Source organism: Lysobacter daejeonensis GH1-9 (assembly GCF_000768355.1).
In the GTDB taxonomy this organism is placed as follows: domain Bacteria; phylum Pseudomonadota; class Gammaproteobacteria; order Xanthomonadales; family Xanthomonadaceae; genus Aerolutibacter; species Aerolutibacter daejeonensis.
The window spans coordinates 1-18,525 of record NZ_AVPU01000011.1; the positions used below are offsets into that span (position 1 = coordinate 1).

At 66.3% G+C, this 18,525-nt stretch carries 13 protein-coding genes; 10 read left to right on the plus strand and 3 right to left on the minus strand.

The genetic code is table 11. From position 1 onward, the window contains the following. Positions 1–293: 293 nt before the first annotated feature. The 4 genes from N800_RS07710 (at position 294) to N800_RS07725 (ending at position 6,413) form a co-directional block, all read left to right on the plus strand. The gene (locus tag N800_RS07710) at positions 294–794 is read left to right on the plus strand and encodes a L,D-transpeptidase family protein (protein WP_036136822.1); all 501 of its coding nucleotides are present in this window, start codon (positions 294–296) and stop codon (positions 792–794) included. Between the two features lie 106 nt (positions 795–900). Next, positions 901–3,747 carry a type VI secretion system Vgr family protein gene (locus N800_RS07715; protein WP_084087345.1) on the plus strand — a complete coding sequence of 949 codons (2,847 nt, stop codon included), beginning with the start codon at positions 901–903 and terminating at the stop codon, positions 3,745–3,747. A gap of 246 nt (positions 3,748–3,993) precedes the next feature. Then, positions 3,994–5,397: an esterase/lipase family protein gene (locus N800_RS07720; protein ID WP_198032494.1), complete on the plus strand. Its 1,404-nt coding sequence runs from the start codon at positions 3,994–3,996 to the stop codon at positions 5,395–5,397. Further along, entirely contained in the window at positions 5,394–6,413 is a 1,020-nt protein-coding gene (locus tag N800_RS07725) for a T6SS immunity protein Tli4 family protein (RefSeq protein ID WP_156962910.1), read from the plus strand. Before N800_RS07720 ends, N800_RS07725 begins: the two co-directional genes overlap by 4 nt. A 29-nt stretch (positions 6,414–6,442) precedes the next feature. On the opposite strand, the gene N800_RS07730 is transcribed toward N800_RS07725, so the two are convergent. Both N800_RS07730 and N800_RS07735 read right to left on the minus strand, forming a co-directional pair. Continuing rightward, positions 6,443–7,969, minus strand: coding sequence for a sigma-54-dependent transcriptional regulator (locus tag N800_RS07730; RefSeq protein WP_036136721.1), 1,527 nt, complete (start codon positions 7,967–7,969; stop codon positions 6,443–6,445). Positions 7,970–8,049: 80 nt separating this feature from the next. Continuing rightward, positions 8,050–9,666, minus strand: a complete 1,617-nt coding sequence (locus N800_RS07735) for a sensor histidine kinase (RefSeq protein ID WP_052108042.1) — start codon at positions 9,664–9,666, stop codon at positions 8,050–8,052. A gap of 184 nt (positions 9,667–9,850) precedes the next feature. Between N800_RS07735 and sucC the strand changes: the two genes are divergently transcribed. From sucC to N800_RS07750, 3 genes are all read left to right on the plus strand, one after another. After that, positions 9,851–11,017, plus strand: coding sequence for an ADP-forming succinate--CoA ligase subunit beta (gene sucC, locus N800_RS07740; RefSeq protein WP_036136723.1), 1,167 nt, complete (start codon positions 9,851–9,853; stop codon positions 11,015–11,017). 11 nt (positions 11,018–11,028) lie between these two features. Next, on the plus strand, positions 11,029–11,904 hold the full coding sequence (gene sucD, locus N800_RS07745) for a succinate--CoA ligase subunit alpha (protein ID WP_036136724.1): 876 nt from the start codon (positions 11,029–11,031) through the stop codon (positions 11,902–11,904). Between the two features lie 323 nt (positions 11,905–12,227). Next, positions 12,228–13,862 (plus strand): NAD+ synthase, encoded by a 1,635-nt coding sequence (locus N800_RS07750; protein ID WP_036136829.1) that lies wholly within the window; start codon positions 12,228–12,230, stop codon positions 13,860–13,862. Between the two features lie 98 nt (positions 13,863–13,960). On the opposite strand, the gene N800_RS07755 is transcribed toward N800_RS07750, so the two are convergent. Further along, on the minus strand, positions 13,961–14,827 hold the full coding sequence (locus N800_RS07755; RefSeq protein ID WP_036136725.1) for an outer membrane protein assembly factor BamD: 867 nt from the start codon (positions 14,825–14,827) through the stop codon (positions 13,961–13,963). An 82-nt stretch (positions 14,828–14,909) separates the two neighbouring features. Here N800_RS07755 and rluD point away from each other — a divergent pair, with 82 nt between their 5' ends. From rluD to N800_RS07770, 3 genes are all read left to right on the plus strand, one after another. Continuing rightward, complete coding sequence (rluD, locus tag N800_RS07760; protein WP_036136726.1) at positions 14,910–15,884, plus strand: 23S rRNA pseudouridine(1911/1915/1917) synthase RluD; 975 nt, start codon at positions 14,910–14,912, stop codon at positions 15,882–15,884. A 104-nt stretch (positions 15,885–15,988) separates the two neighbouring features. Then, positions 15,989–16,816: a peptidoglycan editing factor PgeF gene (gene pgeF / locus N800_RS07765; protein ID WP_036136830.1), complete on the plus strand. Its 828-nt coding sequence runs from the start codon at positions 15,989–15,991 to the stop codon at positions 16,814–16,816. A 9-nt stretch (positions 16,817–16,825) separates the two neighbouring features. Further along, on the plus strand, positions 16,826–18,466 hold the full coding sequence (locus N800_RS07770) for a SulP family inorganic anion transporter (RefSeq protein WP_052108044.1): 1,641 nt from the start codon (positions 16,826–16,828) through the stop codon (positions 18,464–18,466). Positions 18,467–18,525 lie beyond the last annotated feature (59 nt).

Consider the following 18,525-nt stretch of genomic DNA (forward strand, 5'->3'; position numbering starts at 1 on the left):
AACTCACGTGCCTGCAGGTCCGGCTTCCCCGGTCCGTCGGCTTGCCGTGCTGGTGCACGTGCACATGAAGCATACGCATATCGCGTGCCAATTGCGGCCACGCCCGATTGGGCTTTGCAAAGTGCAGCAGGGTTCACGAATCCACGTGGAAGGGGCGGGAAATTGGAAACGCGCATCTTTCGAAAAGTGACGCAATTGAGTCAATAAGTGACCGGCGTGGTCACTTCTTCGTTTTGGCCGGGATGCAGCGCTTTCTGCGTCGCCCCCAGAAAGGCATTTTCAGAATCAGGGGGATGGGCGTGCGCACGCTGGCGATTGCCATCTTTGTCTTTTTATCCGTCGCACCCTTGAAGTCAGCTTTGGCCGTCGAGGGGGCCACCCGCGTGGTCGTCGACAAGAGCGATCGCCTGTTGATGCTTTACAGGGGCACGGATCTCTTGGGCAGTTACCGGATCGCTCTTGGCGGTGAGCCCATGGGGCCCAAGCGGCTGGAGGGGGACGGGCGAACGCCTGAGGGCGAGTACATCCTTGACCGGAAACGGGAAAGTGACCGGTACTACAAGGCCATCCATATCTCGTACCCCAATCGGCGCGACCAGTACATGGCTGAGCAGGAGGGAGGGCTGCCCGGAGGAGGTGTGATGATCCACGGCCAGCCCAAGCAATGGGCGGCATTTGCCTGGCTCAGGCAACGATTCGATTGGACGGACGGAAGCATCGCTTTGTCCAACAAGGACATGGATCTGATTTGGGATTCGGTGAGAGAGGGGATGCCGATTGAAATAACCCCGTAGCTGGTGCGCCTGGGCTCGATCGACGGGTGACTGCGCGGGCTGTACGCCCGGTTCGGTCGGGGCTGGGTTTTTGCGCTAAGCTTGGCCCGTTGTCACGGAGAGACACATGAACAGCGGAGCTTCTGTTCCCGGCCGCTTGGCCGATTTGTTGCGCCTTGGTGGCGAAAACCGTCCCCATAAGCTGTCTGTGCCGGCCTTCGTTCCGGCTGATGCTGCATGGGTGGTCGCCGCATGGCACGGTCACGATGCCGTCGGCCCTGCGGTTGCGCTCGGTAGCCCCGTCGTCAGCCAGTATTGGGTGGACGTGCTGGCGGTGGAGTCGGACCTGTCCGCCGCGCTGGGCCAGCCCGCCACCCTGATCACGCGCGATGCCGACGGGCAGGCCGTGACCCGGAGTGGGTTGGTGGCGTCGGTCGAGCGGCGCGGTGGCGACCATCGGGCGGCGCGCCACCGGCTGCAGCTGGTGCCATGGACCTGGCTGCTGGGGCTGGGGCGGCGCAGCCGGGTGTTCCAGGATCTGGGCGTGCTGGCCATCGTCGAGGCCGTGCTAGGTGCCTACGCTCCCTGGGCCGTCTGGCAGGTGGCCGATGACGTCGCGCCGTTCCTTGCCGACCGCCCGTCGCGTAGCTACTGCGTGCAGTACCGCGAATCCGATGCGGATTTCCTCAGTCGCCTGTTGGCCGACGAAGGCTTGGGCCTGCGGTTGGAGGAAGCTGCCGACGCGCCAGCGGGTCACCGGTTGGTGCTGTTTGCCGACAGCCGCGCCCTACCTCACGTACCGTCAGGGCCCAGCGGCGTCCGCTTCCACCGGAGCGACAGCGCGGAGCAGGCCGATGCGGTGCAGGCCTTCGGTGCTCAGCAAGCGCTGGGTTCCACCTCCCTTAGTCTGCTGGGCACCGACTACCGCGCGATGGCGGCAGTAACGGCCACCTTGCCGGTGGGCATGGGCAGCGACGCCGTGTCCGGGCTGGAGCATTACGACCCCCGGGGTGCCTACCCTTTCGCCGACCGCGCCCAAGCCGAGCGCGCGGCCACCTTGCAGGCCCAAGTCATGGCGGCCAAGCGCCAGCGATGGCTGGGCCGAAGCACGATGCGCAATTTCCGGTCGGGCCAGGGATTTGTGCTGCTGGCGGCACCGATTAGCGTTGCGGAAGGTGCGCCCGACATGGTCCTGCTGGACGTGTGGCATGCCGGCATCAACCCCTTGCCCGAGGCGCTGGAGTCCCTGGCTGAGGCGTTGCCCACGGCCGTGCCTGGCCTGTCTGACGCCAGTTGGGCGGCGGTGCGCGAGCAGGCGCAGGCATTGGGATACGCCAACACGTTCCTGGCCCAGTCGCGCGAATTGCCGTGGCGCCCAGAACGGCGTATGCGAGGTCAAGCCCCGGGCTACCAGACTGCCCGCGTGGTCGGCCCGGAGGGGGAAACCACTCCACAGGGCGCGCGCGAACTGCACTGCGATGCACTGGGCCGGGTACGTGTGCGTTTCCACTGGCAGGACGACGGCGACACCTGCTGGCTCCGCGTGGCGCAACGCTACGCGGGGCCCGGCGTGGGCGCGCAGTTTTTGCCGCGCATCGGGCAGGAGGTGCTGGTGGCATTCATGGGTGGCGAAATCGACCGCCCGATCATCGTCGGCACCCTGTACAACGGCCGCGGCGATACGCAGCCCGGCGCCAAGGCCAATCTGGCGGATGGCGCAGCTCCCGCCTGGCACGGCGCCAACCCCGGTGACGATTCCGACCGCAATGCCGCCGCGATGCTTGGCTTCAAGTCCAAGGAGTTCGGCGGCGCGGGCCACAACCGCCTGGTGCTGGACGACAGCGACGGCCAGCTACGACTGCAACTGGCTACTACGCATGCCGCAAGCGAGCTGACCTTGGGTCACCTGATTCATCAGGATGACAACCGCCGTGGCGCCCACCGCGGCTGCGGCATCGAGTTACGCAGCGACCGATGGGGCGCCCTGCGCGCCGAGCGCGGCCTGTGGATCAGCGCCTATGCGACCAGCAATGACGCTCCCGCCGGGGAGCAGGTTGCCGCCGTGGCGCTGCTCAAGCAGGCCGCGGAGCTGGCGGCTGCGATGTCGGGCATTGCCATTACCCACCTGACTCCGCGCCTTGCCGCAAACGAGGGCGTGGAGCGGGCTGGCCAGTCCGCATTGAACGATGCATTGCCGCCGCTAAAGGCACTGCATGCCAGTGCGCGGGCGGTCGTGTCGGGGGCGGATTGGACCGAGGCGGTGTTGGGCGCGCAAGGTGGTGTCGCGGTCCCCCAAACCGCCGATGCCCTGCTGGGCTTGGCTGCTCCCGCTGGCATTGGCCTAGCGGCTGGGCGGAGCCTGCATTGGAGCAGTGGCGAAACCCTGACATTGGCCAGCGGCCAGGCCAGCAACCTGGCGGTAGCGCGCAACCTCCGCCTGCACGGCGGCCAGGCCATCGGCTGGCTGGCGGGAGCCATGGCCGGTGGGTTGCAAGAGAGCGTCGCCTTGAGCCTGGTCACTGCTGAGGGCGAACTAGACCTGCAAGCGCAGAGCGACAGCATCAAGTTGCAGTCACGCGATGGGCTGCGCCTGGTCAGCGCAAATGCCGAAGTGGAATTGGCCGCGGGTAAGGCCGTGCACCTGGCGACGCGTGGTGGCGCGAGTATCACCATCGAGGGCGGGAACATCACCGTCGCGTGCCCAGGGCAGATAACAGTGCACGCGGGGAAGAAGGAGTTCCTGGGTCCGACGCAGCTTAGTCGTGAGATGAATGACTGGCCCGAGACCCGGTTCGACCAGCGTTACGTAATCCGCGACCGGGTCCGAGGCACGCCCATGGCCAACGTGCGGGTGGAGGTGATACGGCAAGATGGGGCAACCCTGCGGTTGGTCACCGATCAGGAGGGCCGTCTGCCGATCCAGAAAGGCATGGGGCCGGAGCAGGTAAGAATTCGAGTATTGGGCAAGGAATAAGCCATGTATGAGACAAGGATCGATCAGCCCTACATAGTTCCGCTGCAAGCCAAGCACGGTGCTTGCCCCTCAGCCACAACCGTCCTGACCCAGGCGGCCGATACCACGGAGTGCGTCATTCTGGCGGGGCCTTCTGCCGTAATACCGATTGTTTTCCTACCAGGGATCATGGGTACAAACTTGCAGTCGGCAGGGAAGAGGAAGAGCGGCGCGGAGAAGGGGGAGCCCGTCTGGCGGCCACCCAACATGGACGGCATCGGCCCAGCCCTGGGGGCCATCGGTCAGCTATTCAGCTATTGGTTCCGCGGGCCTGCAACACGACAGCGGCGGCTTGATCCCGGGAACGTGACCGTCGACTCCCGCGGTCCCATTGATACCGAGGGAACGCTGGACAAGGAAACCGCGAGAAAGCGCGGCTGGGGGACGGTCATGCGTTCCGCCTACCAGCCCGTAATGTGCCAGATGGAGCGCACGCTCAACAACATCATGGAGTCGGGAGAGCTCCTGCGGTGGTGGAGCGAGGAGGGACTGCGAAACCCGTCCGACTACGGGGAAGAGACGGGCACCGCCGCATTGACCAAGGAGGATCTTCAGCACGCCGCCCAGTACCGATATGACGTCTGGGCAGGTGGTTACAACTGGCTGCAGTCAAACAGCGATTCAGGCACCGACATCATCCGTTATATCGATGACGTGGTTCTGGCCCACTACAGAAAAACCGGTGAGGCGGCGGAGAAGGTGATTCTCGTGACCCACTCCATGGGCGGGTTGGTGGGGCGTGCAGTGGCATGCCTGCATAACTACGGGAAGCTGCTGGGCGTGGTTCACGGCGTCATGCCAGCCACCGGCGCGCCCGCCACCTACCACCATTGCCGGTGTGGGTATGACGGCATCGCCCAGGTCATCCTGGGCAGCAATGCCGCAGAAGTTACCGCCGTGATGGCCAACTCACCGGGCGCTTTGGAGCTTGTCCCCACCAGTGACTACAACGGTGGGAAGCCATGGTTGAAGCTCGGCGGCATGGGGGGGCATGACGCGCAATGGCTGCCAGTGAAGGACCCATACGAGGAGATCTACAAAAGCCGAGAGTGGTATGGGTTGGTGCCGGCGCATCACGAGAAATATCTGAACCCGGCTGGAGGGCGGCCCTCAACGCGTGGGGCAACCCAACTTGAACAGTTCGACTCGCGCATCGATAACGTCAAGATGTTCCAAGAAAGAATTTCGGAACAATTTCCTGCGTCGGCGTACGTCCACTACGGAGATGACGTCGGGCAACGAAGTTGGGCAACCGTTCATTGGAAGGGTGCCTCTATTGCCAAGCTCAGCAGCCTTGAGGTGCTAAAGGATGACGGAGAGGGGAATTTGTCGATGGCGGCGCGCGGGCTGGGTCCATTCAAGCTTAGGTTTGGTGGTGCTTTAGAGGCTGGCGATGGAACCGTTCCGACCGTGTCTGGATCCGCTCCGGCAGGCCGTTCGATAGCCGCGCGCTTCCGCCAGGGGAGCGGCGGGCGAGGCGAATTCTCGAGACGCAACGCCAAAGGAAGAGAGCAAGGCTACGAGCATCAAGCCAGCTATGAGGATTGCCGATCGCAGTGGGCAACTCTCTATAGCGTGGCGAAAATTGCAGGGAGTGCAGATTGGGCATGATTACCCGTCGTATTTGTTGCATGGTGGTGATTGCGGCAGTTCTTACTGCCCTGCCGATGTTTGGTGCTGAAAGGAGCGGCAACGTGATGAAAGGGAATTCCGTGGACAAGGTTTGTCTTGGAAGGTACATCTTGGAAGTGCCATCTGGGACTGAAGTTGCTGGTCGATTCAAATACATGGATAACGACATTGAAGTCGTTCGCGGCGAAACTATGTCAGCTTATTTGAATCGCATGAAGGCGCGAGAGAGTGAGCTGAAGCACGCCTCTCATCGCGATGGAGGAAGCATGTTTGTGGAGGTCCGTCGCTACGGCCCCGGACAGACAGAATTGGTTTCGTGGAAAGGCGAGGCGAGCCGAATCCTCCATCGCTACGAATTGTTCAGCCATTTCGAGCGTCCCGCAGTCACGTTGTCCATGGCGGTTGACGGGAGCGCAAGAAACTTTGAGGAGATCAAGGGCTACAGCCGGGAGCTCGCAGGGGCGATCCAGTATCGTGGCGACGGTGAAGTGCCGAAAGTTCCCGGATTCTGCATCGAGGCGGGGTTTTTGAATGGCTCAGAATTGAACGCTGAGGAAGTGGCCGTGGGCCTGGATGTTCCCGACTACCCTACAGTTACGATTTCTTACGATAGCTACGTTACTGGCAACCCGGACAAACCTCTGTTATCGCGTGTTCCGCTGGTGCCATCCATGCTGCTCTCTATGCTGAACGGCACAAGTACTTTGAGGAGGCGAGACCGGAACATCGGTCCCATCAAAGGGCAAGAGCTTCTTGTTCGCGCCAGCGAAAATGGAAAGCGGTCGTACGAGTTTCTCTGGGAATCTCAAGGAAGGGCGGACTCGATCGAATTTCCCTTCATGTCGTTACAGCTGAGCACCAGCGCCGAAACGGACGCAAAGGGCGAAGTCATTGACGCTCCCTTCGCAAACGATGAAGAGGCCTTGGCATTCTGGGATGCGATTCTTGGATCCCTTCGTCTCCGACCAGGTGCCGTTGGGCCATCCTCAAGCTAAGAGGTTCGGCGCCAAGCCACCTTCGCGCCTCAATCAATCCCCAACTTCTTCAACTTGTACCGCAACGCCCGGAACGTGATGCCCAGCGACGCCGCCGTCTTGGTCTTGTTGTAGCGGTTCTCTTTCAGCGCGTGCTCGATCGCCGCGCGCTCCACTTCCTCAATGTAGGAAGGCAGGGCGCTGGTCGCGGTGTCGCGCGGGTCGAGGGTGCGCGGGTCGATGCCCGCAGCCGCTGCTTCGGCGGGGGTGTTGGGAGGCGGGCCAAACGTGGCGTTGAACGAAGAACTACTGAACGCGCTGCCCGTCGCGCTGGGCGCCATGGGAGGGGTGCTTCCAGCGGGAACGGCAGGCCGCATGCCCGGCGGCGGCAGGCCGTGCGATCCCGCGGCTGGCGCACTGGTCACGGGCAGGCACAGGTCCCCGGCGGTGAGGGTGTCGCCATCGGCCAGTGCCATCGCGCGCTCCAGCACGTTTTCCAGTTCACGTACGTTGCCGGGGAAGGGGTAGGCGCGCAGCGCAACCAGAGCATCCGTGCCGAGGTTGGCCGGCTCGCGGCCCTGCTGGGTCGAGAGCCGCTGCAGGATCTTGGCGGCGAGGCCGGGCAGGTCGTCCAGGCGTTCGCGCAGCGGCGGCACGCGCAGCTCAATCACGTTGATGCGGTAGTACAGGTCCTGGCGGAAGCGGCCCTCGGCCACCATCCGCGCAAGGTCCTTGTGCGTGGCCGACAGGATGCGCACGTCCACGGGCACTTCGACGTTGGCGCCGACGGGCTTGATGGACTTTTCCTGGATGGCGCGCAGCAGTTTGACCTGCATGTGCATGGGCAGCTCGGCCACCTCGTCCAGGAACAGGGTGCCGCCGTCGGCGGTCTGGAACAGGCCGGGCTTGTCGGCGTGGGCTCCGGTGAAGCTGCCCTTTTTGTGGCCGAAGAATTCGCTTTCCATCAGTTCGGCGGGGATCGCGCCGCAGTTGACGGGCACGAACGGGCCGTCGGCGCGGCCGCCTTCGGAGTGGATGGTGCGGGCGACCAGTTCCTTGCCCACGCCGGACTCGCCGGCGATGTAGACCGGGGCCTGGCTGCGGGCGACCTTGGCGAGGGTGGTCCGCAGCGCGGTCATGGCCGGGGACTCGCCGTACAGGCGGGCGGCGACCGTGTCGACCACGGTGGCTGGGGCCGGGGCCTTCTCGCGCAGGTCAAGGGCATGGCGCACCATGTCGCGCAGCATGCCCAGCTCCACCGGCTTGGCCACGAAGTCGAAGGCGCCCGCCTTGAGCGCTTCCACCGCGGCTTCGACGTTGCCGAAGGCGGTGATCATCGCCACCGGGGTCTCGGGGAACTTCTGGCTGATCTCGGCGACCAGGTCCATGCCCGAGCCGTCCGGCAGGCGCATGTCGGTCAGGCACAGGTCATAGCGATGGTGCGCGAGCTGGTTGCGCGCGTCGGCGAGGCTGGAGGCGGTATCACAGCGCAATCCCATGCGGCCCAAGGCCATGACCAGGAGCTCGCGGATGTCGCGTTCGTCGTCAACTACCAGTGCACTGCGGGTTTCTGCCATCCGGTCCTCCGGCGCCGACGATAACTGATGGCGGCCCTGGGGACCAAGCGCGCCGTGCGGATGTCACAGATGGAACGGGCTCAGGCACGCCGGGCGATCGCCGGCCCCTGCAGGCGCAGGCGGAAGCATGCGCCTCCTCCTGGCACCGGGACGTAGTCGAGGCTGGCCTGGTTGGCCCGGCACAGCTCGCGGGCGATGTAGAGCCCCAACCCCGTACCGTGACTGGAGGTGGTGAAGAAGGGGCGGAAAAGGTTGTTCTGCACCCGCTCCGGGATGCCGGGGCCGCGGTCCAGCACTTCAATCAGTGGCTGCCCGCTGCCGTCGTCGGCCACGCGCACGTTCACGCGGGCCGGCTCGCCGGGCATGCGGCCATAGGTAAGGGCGTTGTAGACCAGCACGGTCAGCACTTGCTGCAGTTGGCGCGGGTCGATCAGCCCGGGGGTCGTGCCCTTGGGAGTCAGGGCCTGCAGCGTGTCCCCTTCCAGAGGGTGGCCTTGGCGGTAGTCCTCCACGAACTGCCGCACCAGCTCGCCCAGATCCACGTGCTCAGGTTTCGCGTGCTCGCGCCGGGCGAGGCCCAGCACGTTTTCCACGATGCCATTCATCCGCGAGCCCTGTTGGCGGATGATTTCCAGCAGGCGACGGTCGGCCGTGGGGATGTCGGGCGACTCCTCCAGCAACTGCACCGCGTAGTTGATGGCGGCCAGCGGGTTGCGGATCTCGTGGGCCAGGCTGGCCGAGAAGCGGCCGAGCGTGGCCAGGGTCAGCGATTCGGCCCGGCGGGCGGCCAGCGCGGTGTCGTCGAGGAAGATCAACACCTGGTCGCTGTTGGCCAGCAGCCGGGTGAAGCGCGGCACCACCTCGGGTTGGTCCGGGGCGATGAGCATGGGGCTGCTTTCCGTGTCGCCGGCCCGCCACTGCTTCAGGCGACGGGCAAGTTCGGGCATGGCCAGGCCGAGGTGGCGGACGCCGTGCGCGTCGGCGTCGCCTGCATCGCCCATCAGCAGCGAGGCGGCCTCGTTGGCCAGGCGGATGTTGTCCTGGCCGTCCACCAGCAGCACGCCGGTGCGCATGCGGCGGATGATCAGCTCATTCACCTCGGTCAGTTGCGCCGCTTCCGCACCACGGCTTTCGGCAAGGCTGTAGCCCTCGCGCAACTGCCGGCCCAGGGTGCTGGTAAGGCCTGCCAGCGCCAGATAGGCGGTCGACGTGAAGATCAATTGCCCGAGGGTCAGGCTGGTCGCATCGTCGACCACGCGGCTCCATGCCAGCTCACCCGCCAACCCTGCGGCGGCCAGCCCGGCGACGGCCACCCCATAGCGCGTTCGCAGCAGCAATGCGGCCGCGCCCACGTTGAAGGCCAGCATCAGGGCAATGCTGGCACCACTGTGCGGCAGCGCGTGGATGGCGAGGATGCCCAGGCTCAGGTCGGCGGCCACGCCGACGACGGTGTGGACCCGGACGTCCCCGCGGTGCCCCAACAGGAACAACGTCACCGACACGAACAGGTAGGTCAGGGACAGGGCACGGGCGAATACGGGGTGGCGGGCGTCCCCGGCCAGTTCCGGAAGGGGGCCGAACAGCGCGAACACCAGCAGGGCCGCCTCGAACACCCGGTACAGGGTGAAGAAGTACAGCTCCCGGCGCAGGGCGCGGTCGGCGTCGGTGGCGTCGGGGGCGAGGTGGGGGAAGAGCAAGGGGCGGGTCCGGCGGGGTGTCGCGGCGAGTATAGGCGGTGGCCACGGGGCCGGCGGGGTGGCCCCCACCCAAGGTCGATTTTGCCCGGGGCGGCCCGATCGGCGACAATGGCCGGCCCCATTGCCCGCGCGCCGGCCTGCCGGATGCCCCGCATGGGATGACTCCAACTCCCCTCGGTGACGCATGAACTTTCACGAATACCAGGCAAAGCAACTCTTTGCCGACTACGGCATCGCAGTGCCGGTCGGTGTGGTTGCCCGCACTCCCGACGAGGCTGTCGCAGCCGCCAAGACCATCCCCGGCGACCTGTGGGTGGTCAAGGCGCAGATCCACGCCGGTGGCCGCGGCAAGGCCGGCGGCGTCAAGCTGGCGCGCTCGTATGACGACGTGAAGCAGTACGCCGCGGCGTTGCTGGGCACGAAGATGGCGACCTACCAGACGGCCGGCGTCGAGCTGCCGATCGACTCGGTGCTGGTGTGCGAAGGCACCGACATCGCCAAGGAACTGTACCTGTCGGTGCTGGTGGACCGCGCCACGCGTTCGGTCACCTTCATCGCGTCGGCCGAAGGCGGCATGGACATCGAGCAGGTGGCCGCCGAGAAGCCGGAAGCCATCCAGACGCTGCACGTCAACTACGTGCAGGGCCTGCAGCCGTTCGAGTGCCGCAACCTGGGCTTCGCCCTGGGCCTGGACGCCAAGCAGGTCGGCCAGCTGACCAAGATCATGCTGGGCCTGTACAAGCTCTTTAACGAGAAGGACCTGGCGCTGGTCGAGCTGAACCCGCTGGCGATCCTCACCAACGGCAACCTCGCGGTGCTGGACGGCAAGATCGACTCCGACGACAACGCCTCGTTCCGCCATCCGGAACTGGTGGCGATGCGCGACATCCGCCAGGAAGACGAGACCGAGGTGCTGGCCAGCCAGCATGACCTCAACTACGTCACCATGGACGGCAACATCGGCTGCATGGTCAACGGCGCGGGCCTGGCGATGGCGACCATGGACGTCATCAAGCTCAACGGCGGCGAGCCGGCGAACTTCCTCGACGTGGGCGGCGGCGCGACCAAGGCGCGCGTGACCGAGGCCTTCAAGCTGATCCTGTCCAGCGACAAGGTGAAGGCGATCTTCGTCAACATCTTCGGTGGCATCGTCCGCTGCGACATGATCGCCGAGGGCATCATCGCCGCGGTGAAGGAAGTGGACGTCAAGGTGCCGGTGATCGTGCGCCTCGAGGGCACGAACGTGGAAGCCGGCAAGGAGCTGCTGAAGAACTCCGGCCTGGCCATCACCCCGGCCGACGACATCAACGACGGCGCGAAGAAGGCCGTTGCGGCCGTCGCCGGCAAGTAAGGAACGACACCATGAGCGTTTTGATCAACAAGAACACCAAGGTGATCGTGCAGGGCTTCACCGGCTCGCAGGGCACCTTCCACGCCGAGCAGATGCTCGACTATGGCACCCAGGTTGTGGGTGGCGTGACCCCGGGCAAGGGCGGCACCACCCACCTGGGCCTGCCGGTCTTCAACACCGTGGCCGACGCCGTCGCCGAGACCGGCGCCGATGCCTCGGTCATCTACGTGCCGCCGCCGTTCGCGGCCGACGCGATCATGGAAGCGGCCGACGCCGGCATCAAGGTGATCGTGTGCATCACCGAGGGCATTCCGGTGCTGGACATGCTGCGCGTGAAGAACGTGCTCAACGGCTACGACGACGTGGTGCTGGTCGGCCCCAACTGCCCGGGCGTCATCACCCCGGGCGAGTGCAAGATCGGCATCATGCCGGGCCACATTCACATGCCGGGCAAGATCGGCATCGTGTCGCGCTCGGGCACGCTGACCTATGAAGCCGTGAAGCAGACCACCGACGTGGGCCTGGGCCAGTCGACCTGCATCGGTATTGGCGGCGACCCGATCAACGGCACCAACTTCATCGACGCGCTGAAGTGGTTCCAGGACGACCCGCAGACCGAAGGCATCATCATGGTCGGCGAGATCGGCGGTTCGGCCGAGGAAGAAGCGGCCGAGTTCATCAGCCAGTACGTGACCAAGCCGGTCGTCGGCTTCATCGCCGGTGCCTCGGCGCCGAAGGGCAAGCGCATGGGCCACGCCGGTGCGATCGCCTCGGGCGGTTCGGGCACGGCCGAGGGCAAGTTCGCCGCGATGGAGAAGGCGGGCGTGACCACGGTGAAGTCGCCGGGCGACCTGGGTGCGGCGATCGCGAAGCGCCTGGCCAAGTAATCGGTTGCGCTGATGTTGTCTGGGAAAGGCCACCTTCGGGTGGCCTTTTTCATTGTCTTGCGGGCGGAGGTGGCCGATGGGCATGTTGCTCCAGCCCTCCGTCGCGGCATCCTGCCGCGAGTCGGGCCGCGGACCATCCATGGTCCGCTTTTTCGCAACATGCCCGTCGCCCACCTCCCTCAAGGCGTGAGGGGTCCGTAGAAAGCAGGGACGGTTGCATTTCGGTGGTCATGCCCGCGGCCGCGGGCCATGAGGTCCACGCCCCATCTTGGGCCATCACCTCTATCATGGTTTCCTTGGAAGCAGGCAATACGGAGCGGATGATGGGTAACCCCCTGCGGATCGCGATGGCGCAGTTCGACTTTCCGGTGGGCGCTGTGCAGCGCAATGCCGAGCGGATCGCGGAGATGATCGCCACCGCTCGCGATGAGTACGAGGCCGACGTCGTACTGTTCCCGGAGTTGGCGATCAGCGGTTATCCGCCGGAAGACCTGTTGCTGCGGCCTTCGTTCCTGGCCGAGTGCGATGCGGCAATCCAGCGTGTGGCGGCTGCGGCTAAAGGCATCGTGGCGGTGGTGGGCTGGCCTCAGGCGGCGGGTAGCGTGGTCTACAACGCCGCCAGTGTGCTGCGCGACGGCCGAGTCGAGCACACGTACCGCAAGCGCGAATTGCCCAACTACGCGGTATTCGACGAGCGACGCTACTTCGATGTAGATCCCGATCGCGAGGATTGCGTGTTCGAGGTCGATGGGGTGAAAGTCGGGCTTATCATCTGCGAAGACCTGTGGTTCGACGAGCCGATCGCGTCGACCGTACGGGCCGGGGCGCAGCTGCTGCTGGTGCCCAACGCCTCGCCGTTCGAGCGCGACAAGCACCTGCAGCGCGATGCGCTGATCGAGGAGCGTTCGCGCGACCACGGCATCGGTATTGCCTACCTCAATCTGGTGGGTGGGCAGGACGCGCTGGTGTTTGATGGCGCGTCAGTGGTGGCCGATGGTGACGGTGCGGTGCACCCGGCAGCTGCGGCCTTCACCGACCAATGGCTGGTGGTTGACTACGACGCGCAGGAACGCCGCTTTGCCGCCTGCCAGTGGCAGGAGGACGGCGACGAGAGCCGCGAGGCGCTGGCTTGGCGTGCGGTGGTTCGCGGCACGCGCGATTATTGCCACAAGAACGGCTTCACCAAGGTGTGGCTGGGCTTGTCCGGCGGCATCGACTCAGCGCTGGTGCTGGCCATTGCGGTGGATGCACTGGGGGCGGATAACGTCACCGCCGTGCGCCTGCCGTCGCGCTATACCGCCGACATGTCCAACGACCTGGCCCTGGAGCAATGCCGCGAACAGGGCGTGCGCCTGCTGGACGTACCGATCGAGCAGCCGTTCCAGGGCCTTCTGGGCGCGCTGGCCGATGCGTTTGACGGGCGCGAGGTCGATGTGACCGAGGAGAATCTGCAGTCACGTTGCCGCGGCGCGATCATGATGGCGCTGACCAACAAGTTCGGCGGATTGCTGCTGACCACGGGCAACAAGAGCGAGTACGCGGTGGGTTACGCCACCATCTACGGTGACATGTGCGGTGGCTACGGGCCGATCAAGGACTTGTACAAGACCGAGGTTTTCGCTCTGGCGCGCTGGCGCAACACGGTGGGCGATCCGGTGATTCCGATGGGCGTGATCACCCGTGCGCCCAGCGCGGAGCTGCGCGAGAACCAGAAGGACCAGGACTCGCTGCCGCCATACGACGTGCTGGATGCGATCCTGCTGCGCCACGTGGACCAGGAGCAGTCACGCGACGAGATCGTGGCGGCGGGATTTGCCGCCGAGACGGTGGACCGCGTACTGAACCTGGTAAGGATCAGCGAGTGGAAGCGCCATCAGGCCGCGCCTGGGCCGAAGGTGTCGCGGCGGGCGTTTGGGCGTGAGCGGCGCTACCCGATCACGAACGGGTACCGAGCTTGAGGACGTCTCGCGATCCGGCCTTGCCCGCGATGTCGAAAGCCTAGAAGCAACAACGCCGCACTAGGCGGCGTTGTTGGTTGGCGCGTTCAGGCGGCAACTCAGTCCATATCCAGCGCGGACTTCTCACCCGCAAACGGATTGAGCTTGCGCCAGTCGCCCGGATAGTCCGGCCACTTGCCGGCCAGGTACGGGTGGTTGGGGGCCTTCTCCTGCAGCGTGCGCTTGGCTTCGGCGGCGAGCGCCTCGTTGCCCAGCCCGGTGTAGGCCGCGGCCAGCGTGGCCACGGCGTCGTTTTCGTAGGTGCTCTGCGGGTAGGTTTCCAGCAGGTGTTTGGCGCGCGTGACCGAGGCGACGTACGCGGTGCGACGCAGGTAGTACAGCGCGACGTCCAGCTCGTGCCGCGCGAACAGGTCGCGCAGCTCGTTCATGCGCTTGCGCGCGTCCTCGGCGTAGCGGCTGTTGGGGTAGCGGTCGACGACGATGGAGAAGTCGTTGTGGGCCTGGTTGGGCGTGGCCAGGTCGCGGCGGCTGGCGTCCAGGCGCCATACGCGCTGCAGGAACACCGTGTCGCGGTTGGAGTTGGACAAGCCGCGCAGGTAGTACAGGTAGGCGATGTTGCGATGCGTGGGATAGGTGCGGATGAAGCGGTCGATGCTGCTGATCGCATCCTCGTGCTTGCCGGCCTTGAACTGGGCGTAGGCGGTTTCGATCAGGGCCTGCTCGGTGTACTCGCCATACGGGTACTGGGCGACCAGACGCTTGTAGGTCTGCTCGGCCGAGGCCCAGTTGCCGTTCTTCATCGAGGTGTGGCCCTTGTCGTAGAGCTGCTCGACAGGTTGGCCCTCGTTGGCGTTCTCGTCCTTGAACATCTTGCCCATGCGGGCGCAGCCGGATCCGGCGACGGTGATGGCCAGCAGCAGGGCGGTGGTGCGCAACAGGGCGGAGCGTGGGGTCATGGTCGGCATCGACGGGCGCTTGAGGCGTGAAGGGCCGATAATAGCAGTCCCTGCCCACCAGCCCCTTAACCGGGTGCGAGAGCCTGCCCAGATGACCGAGGCCCCCCAGACCCTGACCGCCATCGTCCCGGACGAGGCTGCCGGCCGCCGTTTCGATGCGGTGCTGGCCGAGCTGTTCCCCGACTACTCCCGCTCCCGCCTTTCGGCCTGGATCAAGTCGGGCGATGCGCGCCTGGACGGTGAGACCGCCCGCCCGCGCGACCCGGTGCGTGGCGGCGAGACCGTCACCGTGACCGCCGTGCTGGAGGTGCAGACGCACTCCGAACCGGAGGACATCGCCCTGGACGTGCTGTACGAGGACGAGCACGTCATCGTCATCAACAAGCCGGCCGGGCTGGTGGTGCACCCGGGCGCCGGCAATCCGGCCGGCACGCTGGTGAACGCGCTGCTGCACCGCGACCCGGCGCTGGCCAACCTGCCGCGCGCGGGCATCGTCCACCGCCTCGACAAGGACACCTCCGGCGTGATGGTGGTGGCGCGCACGTTGCCCGCGCACACCGCGCTGATCGAGCAACTGTCCGGGCGCCAGGTGCACCGCCAGTACCTGGCCGTGGTGGTGGGCGCGCTGGTATCCGGCGGCACCGCCAATGCACCGATCGATCGCCACCCGCGCGACCGTATCCGCATGGCCGTGCGTGAGGATGGCAAGGACGCGGTGACCCACTTCCGTCTGCGTGAGCGCTTCCGCGCGCACACGCTGCTGGAATGTCGCCTGGAGACGGGCCGCACCCACCAGATCCGCGTGCACATGGCACACCTCAAGCACCCGATCGTCGGCGATCCGTTGTACGGCGGTCCGCTGAAGCTGCCCAAGGGCGCAACGCCGGAACTGGTGGAGGCGCTGCGCGGGTTCCGTCGCCAGGCGCTGCACGCCGAGACGCTGGAATTCGCACATCCGGCCACCGGCGAGCCGATCCGCTGCAGCGCGCCGATGCCGGCCGACATGCAGGCGCTGGTGAAGGTGCTGCATGATGATTCCAAGGCCGCCGCTGAAGCACGGCGCTGACGCGACCTGCCGCGGGCGGCAGTGCGCGCGCCCCCGCAGTGCCGGCTTTCCCGCCCCTCCCTCGTGGTAGCTACGCCGTGACCGATCCCCTCGATCTGCCCAACATGCCGTGGATTCGCGCCGGGTGGCCGGCGCCGCGCGGCGTGCACGGGTTGACCACGCTGCGTCATGGACTGGGCGTGTCGAAGGTGCCGTTCGACACCTTCAACATGGGCAACTGCACCGCGGTTGAGGGCGATGATCCGGCGGACGTGGCTCGCAACCGGGACTTGCTGGTGGAGCATGCGCGCTTGCCAGCGGAGCCCCGCTGGTTGCGGCAGGTGCATGGGGCCGGGGTGGTGCGGTTTGGCGGGGAAGCGGGCGTGCCGGCGGGCACCGCATCGCGCGAGACCGGATCGGGCTCGCAGGCCGGCAGCGACCCCATTGCGGCGGCGTCGCCGGAGGCGGACGCCTCGGTCACGTCGGACCCTGGCGTGGTGCTGGCGATCCTGACCGCCGACTGCCTGCCCGTGCTGTTCTGCGCCGACGACGGCAGCGAGGTGGCGGCGGCGCATGCCGGCTGGCGCGGGCTGGCCGATGGCGTGCTGGAGGCCACCGTGGCCGCGATGCGCACGCCGCCGGAGCGGATACGCGCCTGGCTCGGGCCGGCCGCTGGCCCGCAGCGCTATGAAATCGGCGTGGAGGTGTATGACGCCTTCGTGTCCCGGGACTGGGGCGCCGGCAGCGCTTTCACCAGTACCCGCGAGCACCACTGGCATGTGGACTTGTACGCGTTGGCCCGTCGACGCCTGGCGGCCGCGGGGATCGCTGCGGACCAGGTGACCGGTGGCGACCTGTGCACCCTCGCCGCGCCGGACCGCTTCTTCTCGCACCGCCGCGACAAGCGCACCGGGCGCATGGTGTCGCTGGTCTGGATCGAACCCACTCGCTGATCGCGGTGTATGGTTTTCCACCGGCCTGATGGCCTCAGGGACGTCCTTGTGTCCAACTCCGCTCCTGTTTCGCGCCGCTGGTTTGTCGCTGGTGACCTCAACGGCTTCTTCGGCCTGGTGGTCGACAACCTGTCGATCCTCGGTTTCATCGCCATGGCACTGGTCGGCATCTTCGGCATGCCGGCGGACGTCGTGTACGGACGCATGTTCCCCGGTACCGCGCTGGGCGTGCTGGTGGGCAACCTGATCTACACGGAGATGGCGCGGCGGCTGGCCGCGCGCACGGGCCGTGACGACGTCACCGCGATGCCGCTGGGGCTGGATGCGCCCACCAGCATCGGCATGGCGTTGCTGGTACTCGGGCCGGCGTTTGCCGGCTTCAGGCAGGCGGGCATGGGCGAGGCCGCGGCGGCCAACGCCACCTGGCAGCTGGGCATGGCCTCGCTGATGGTGATGGGCGTGTTGAAGTTCGTGCTGTCGTTCGCGGGCGAGGCGGTGACGCGACTGGTGCCACGCGGGGGCCTGCTGGGCTCGATCGCCGGCATCGCGCTGGTGCTGATGGGCTTCCTGCCGCTGGTGGAAGCGCTGCGTTCGCCGGTGGTGGGCTTCGTGACCCTGGGCCTGCTGTTGTACGTGCTGGTGGCGAAGGGCCGGCTGCCGGTGAAGCTGCCGGGCGTGTTCGTCGCGTTCGTGTTTGGCACCGCGTTGTATTACGGCCTGGGCGCGCTGGGGCTGGGCGCCCCCGGCTTCCAGTGGCCGCAGGCGACCGCGCTGACAGTGGCCTTCCCGTGGCCGAGCCTGGGTTTCGTCGAAGGCCTGCCGTACACCGTGCCGTACCTGCCGCTGCTGCTGCCATTCGGCCTGTTGATGGTGGTGGGCGGCATCAACGTCAGCGAGAGCGCCCGTGCGGCGGGCGACGACTACCGTACCCGCGACATCCTGCTGACGGAGGCACTGTCCACGCTGGTCGCGGGCCTGTGCGGCGGCGTGGCGCAGACCACGCCCTACATCGGCCAGCCCGCGTACAAGCACATGGGTGCGCGCAGCGGTTACACCCTGCTGACGGGCCTGTTCATCGGCATCGGCGGCATGCTCGGGCTGGTGTCCGGGCTGGTGCAATGGCTGCCGCTGGCGGTGTTGGCGCCGATCATCGTCTACGTCGCGCTGGACATCGCCACGCAGGCCTTCCACGCTACCCCGCCGAAGCACACCACCGCGATGGTGCTGGGCTTCCTGCCGTCGGTGGCGTACATGCTGTCGATCAAGGTCGGCAACCCGGCGTGGATCGCGCCGGAGCACTTTGCCCAGCTGATGCAGGCCGGCGACAGCCACGGCCTGCCCGAGATGGCGATCATCGTGACCCTGGGCAATGGATTCATCATCACCGCGATGATCTGGATCTCCGCGGTGGCGGCGATGATCGATGGCCGCTTGCTACGCGCATCCGGCTTCCTGCTGGCAGGGGCGGCGCTGGCGCTGTTCGGCATCATCCACTCGGTGCACCCGCACGGCGGCATCTACCTGCCATGGACGCTGGAAGGCCTCCCGCGCCAGATCGCCTGGCAGTTCGTCGGGGCGTACCTGGCTTTGGCTGCCCTGTTGGCTGCACTGTCCTTGCAGCGCGAGCCAGTACCAAGCCCGGTGCCCTGATCTGGCTGAGCGGCGGTGGAGTGGCTGGGTATTGCGTAGAGCAGGCCATGGATGGCCTG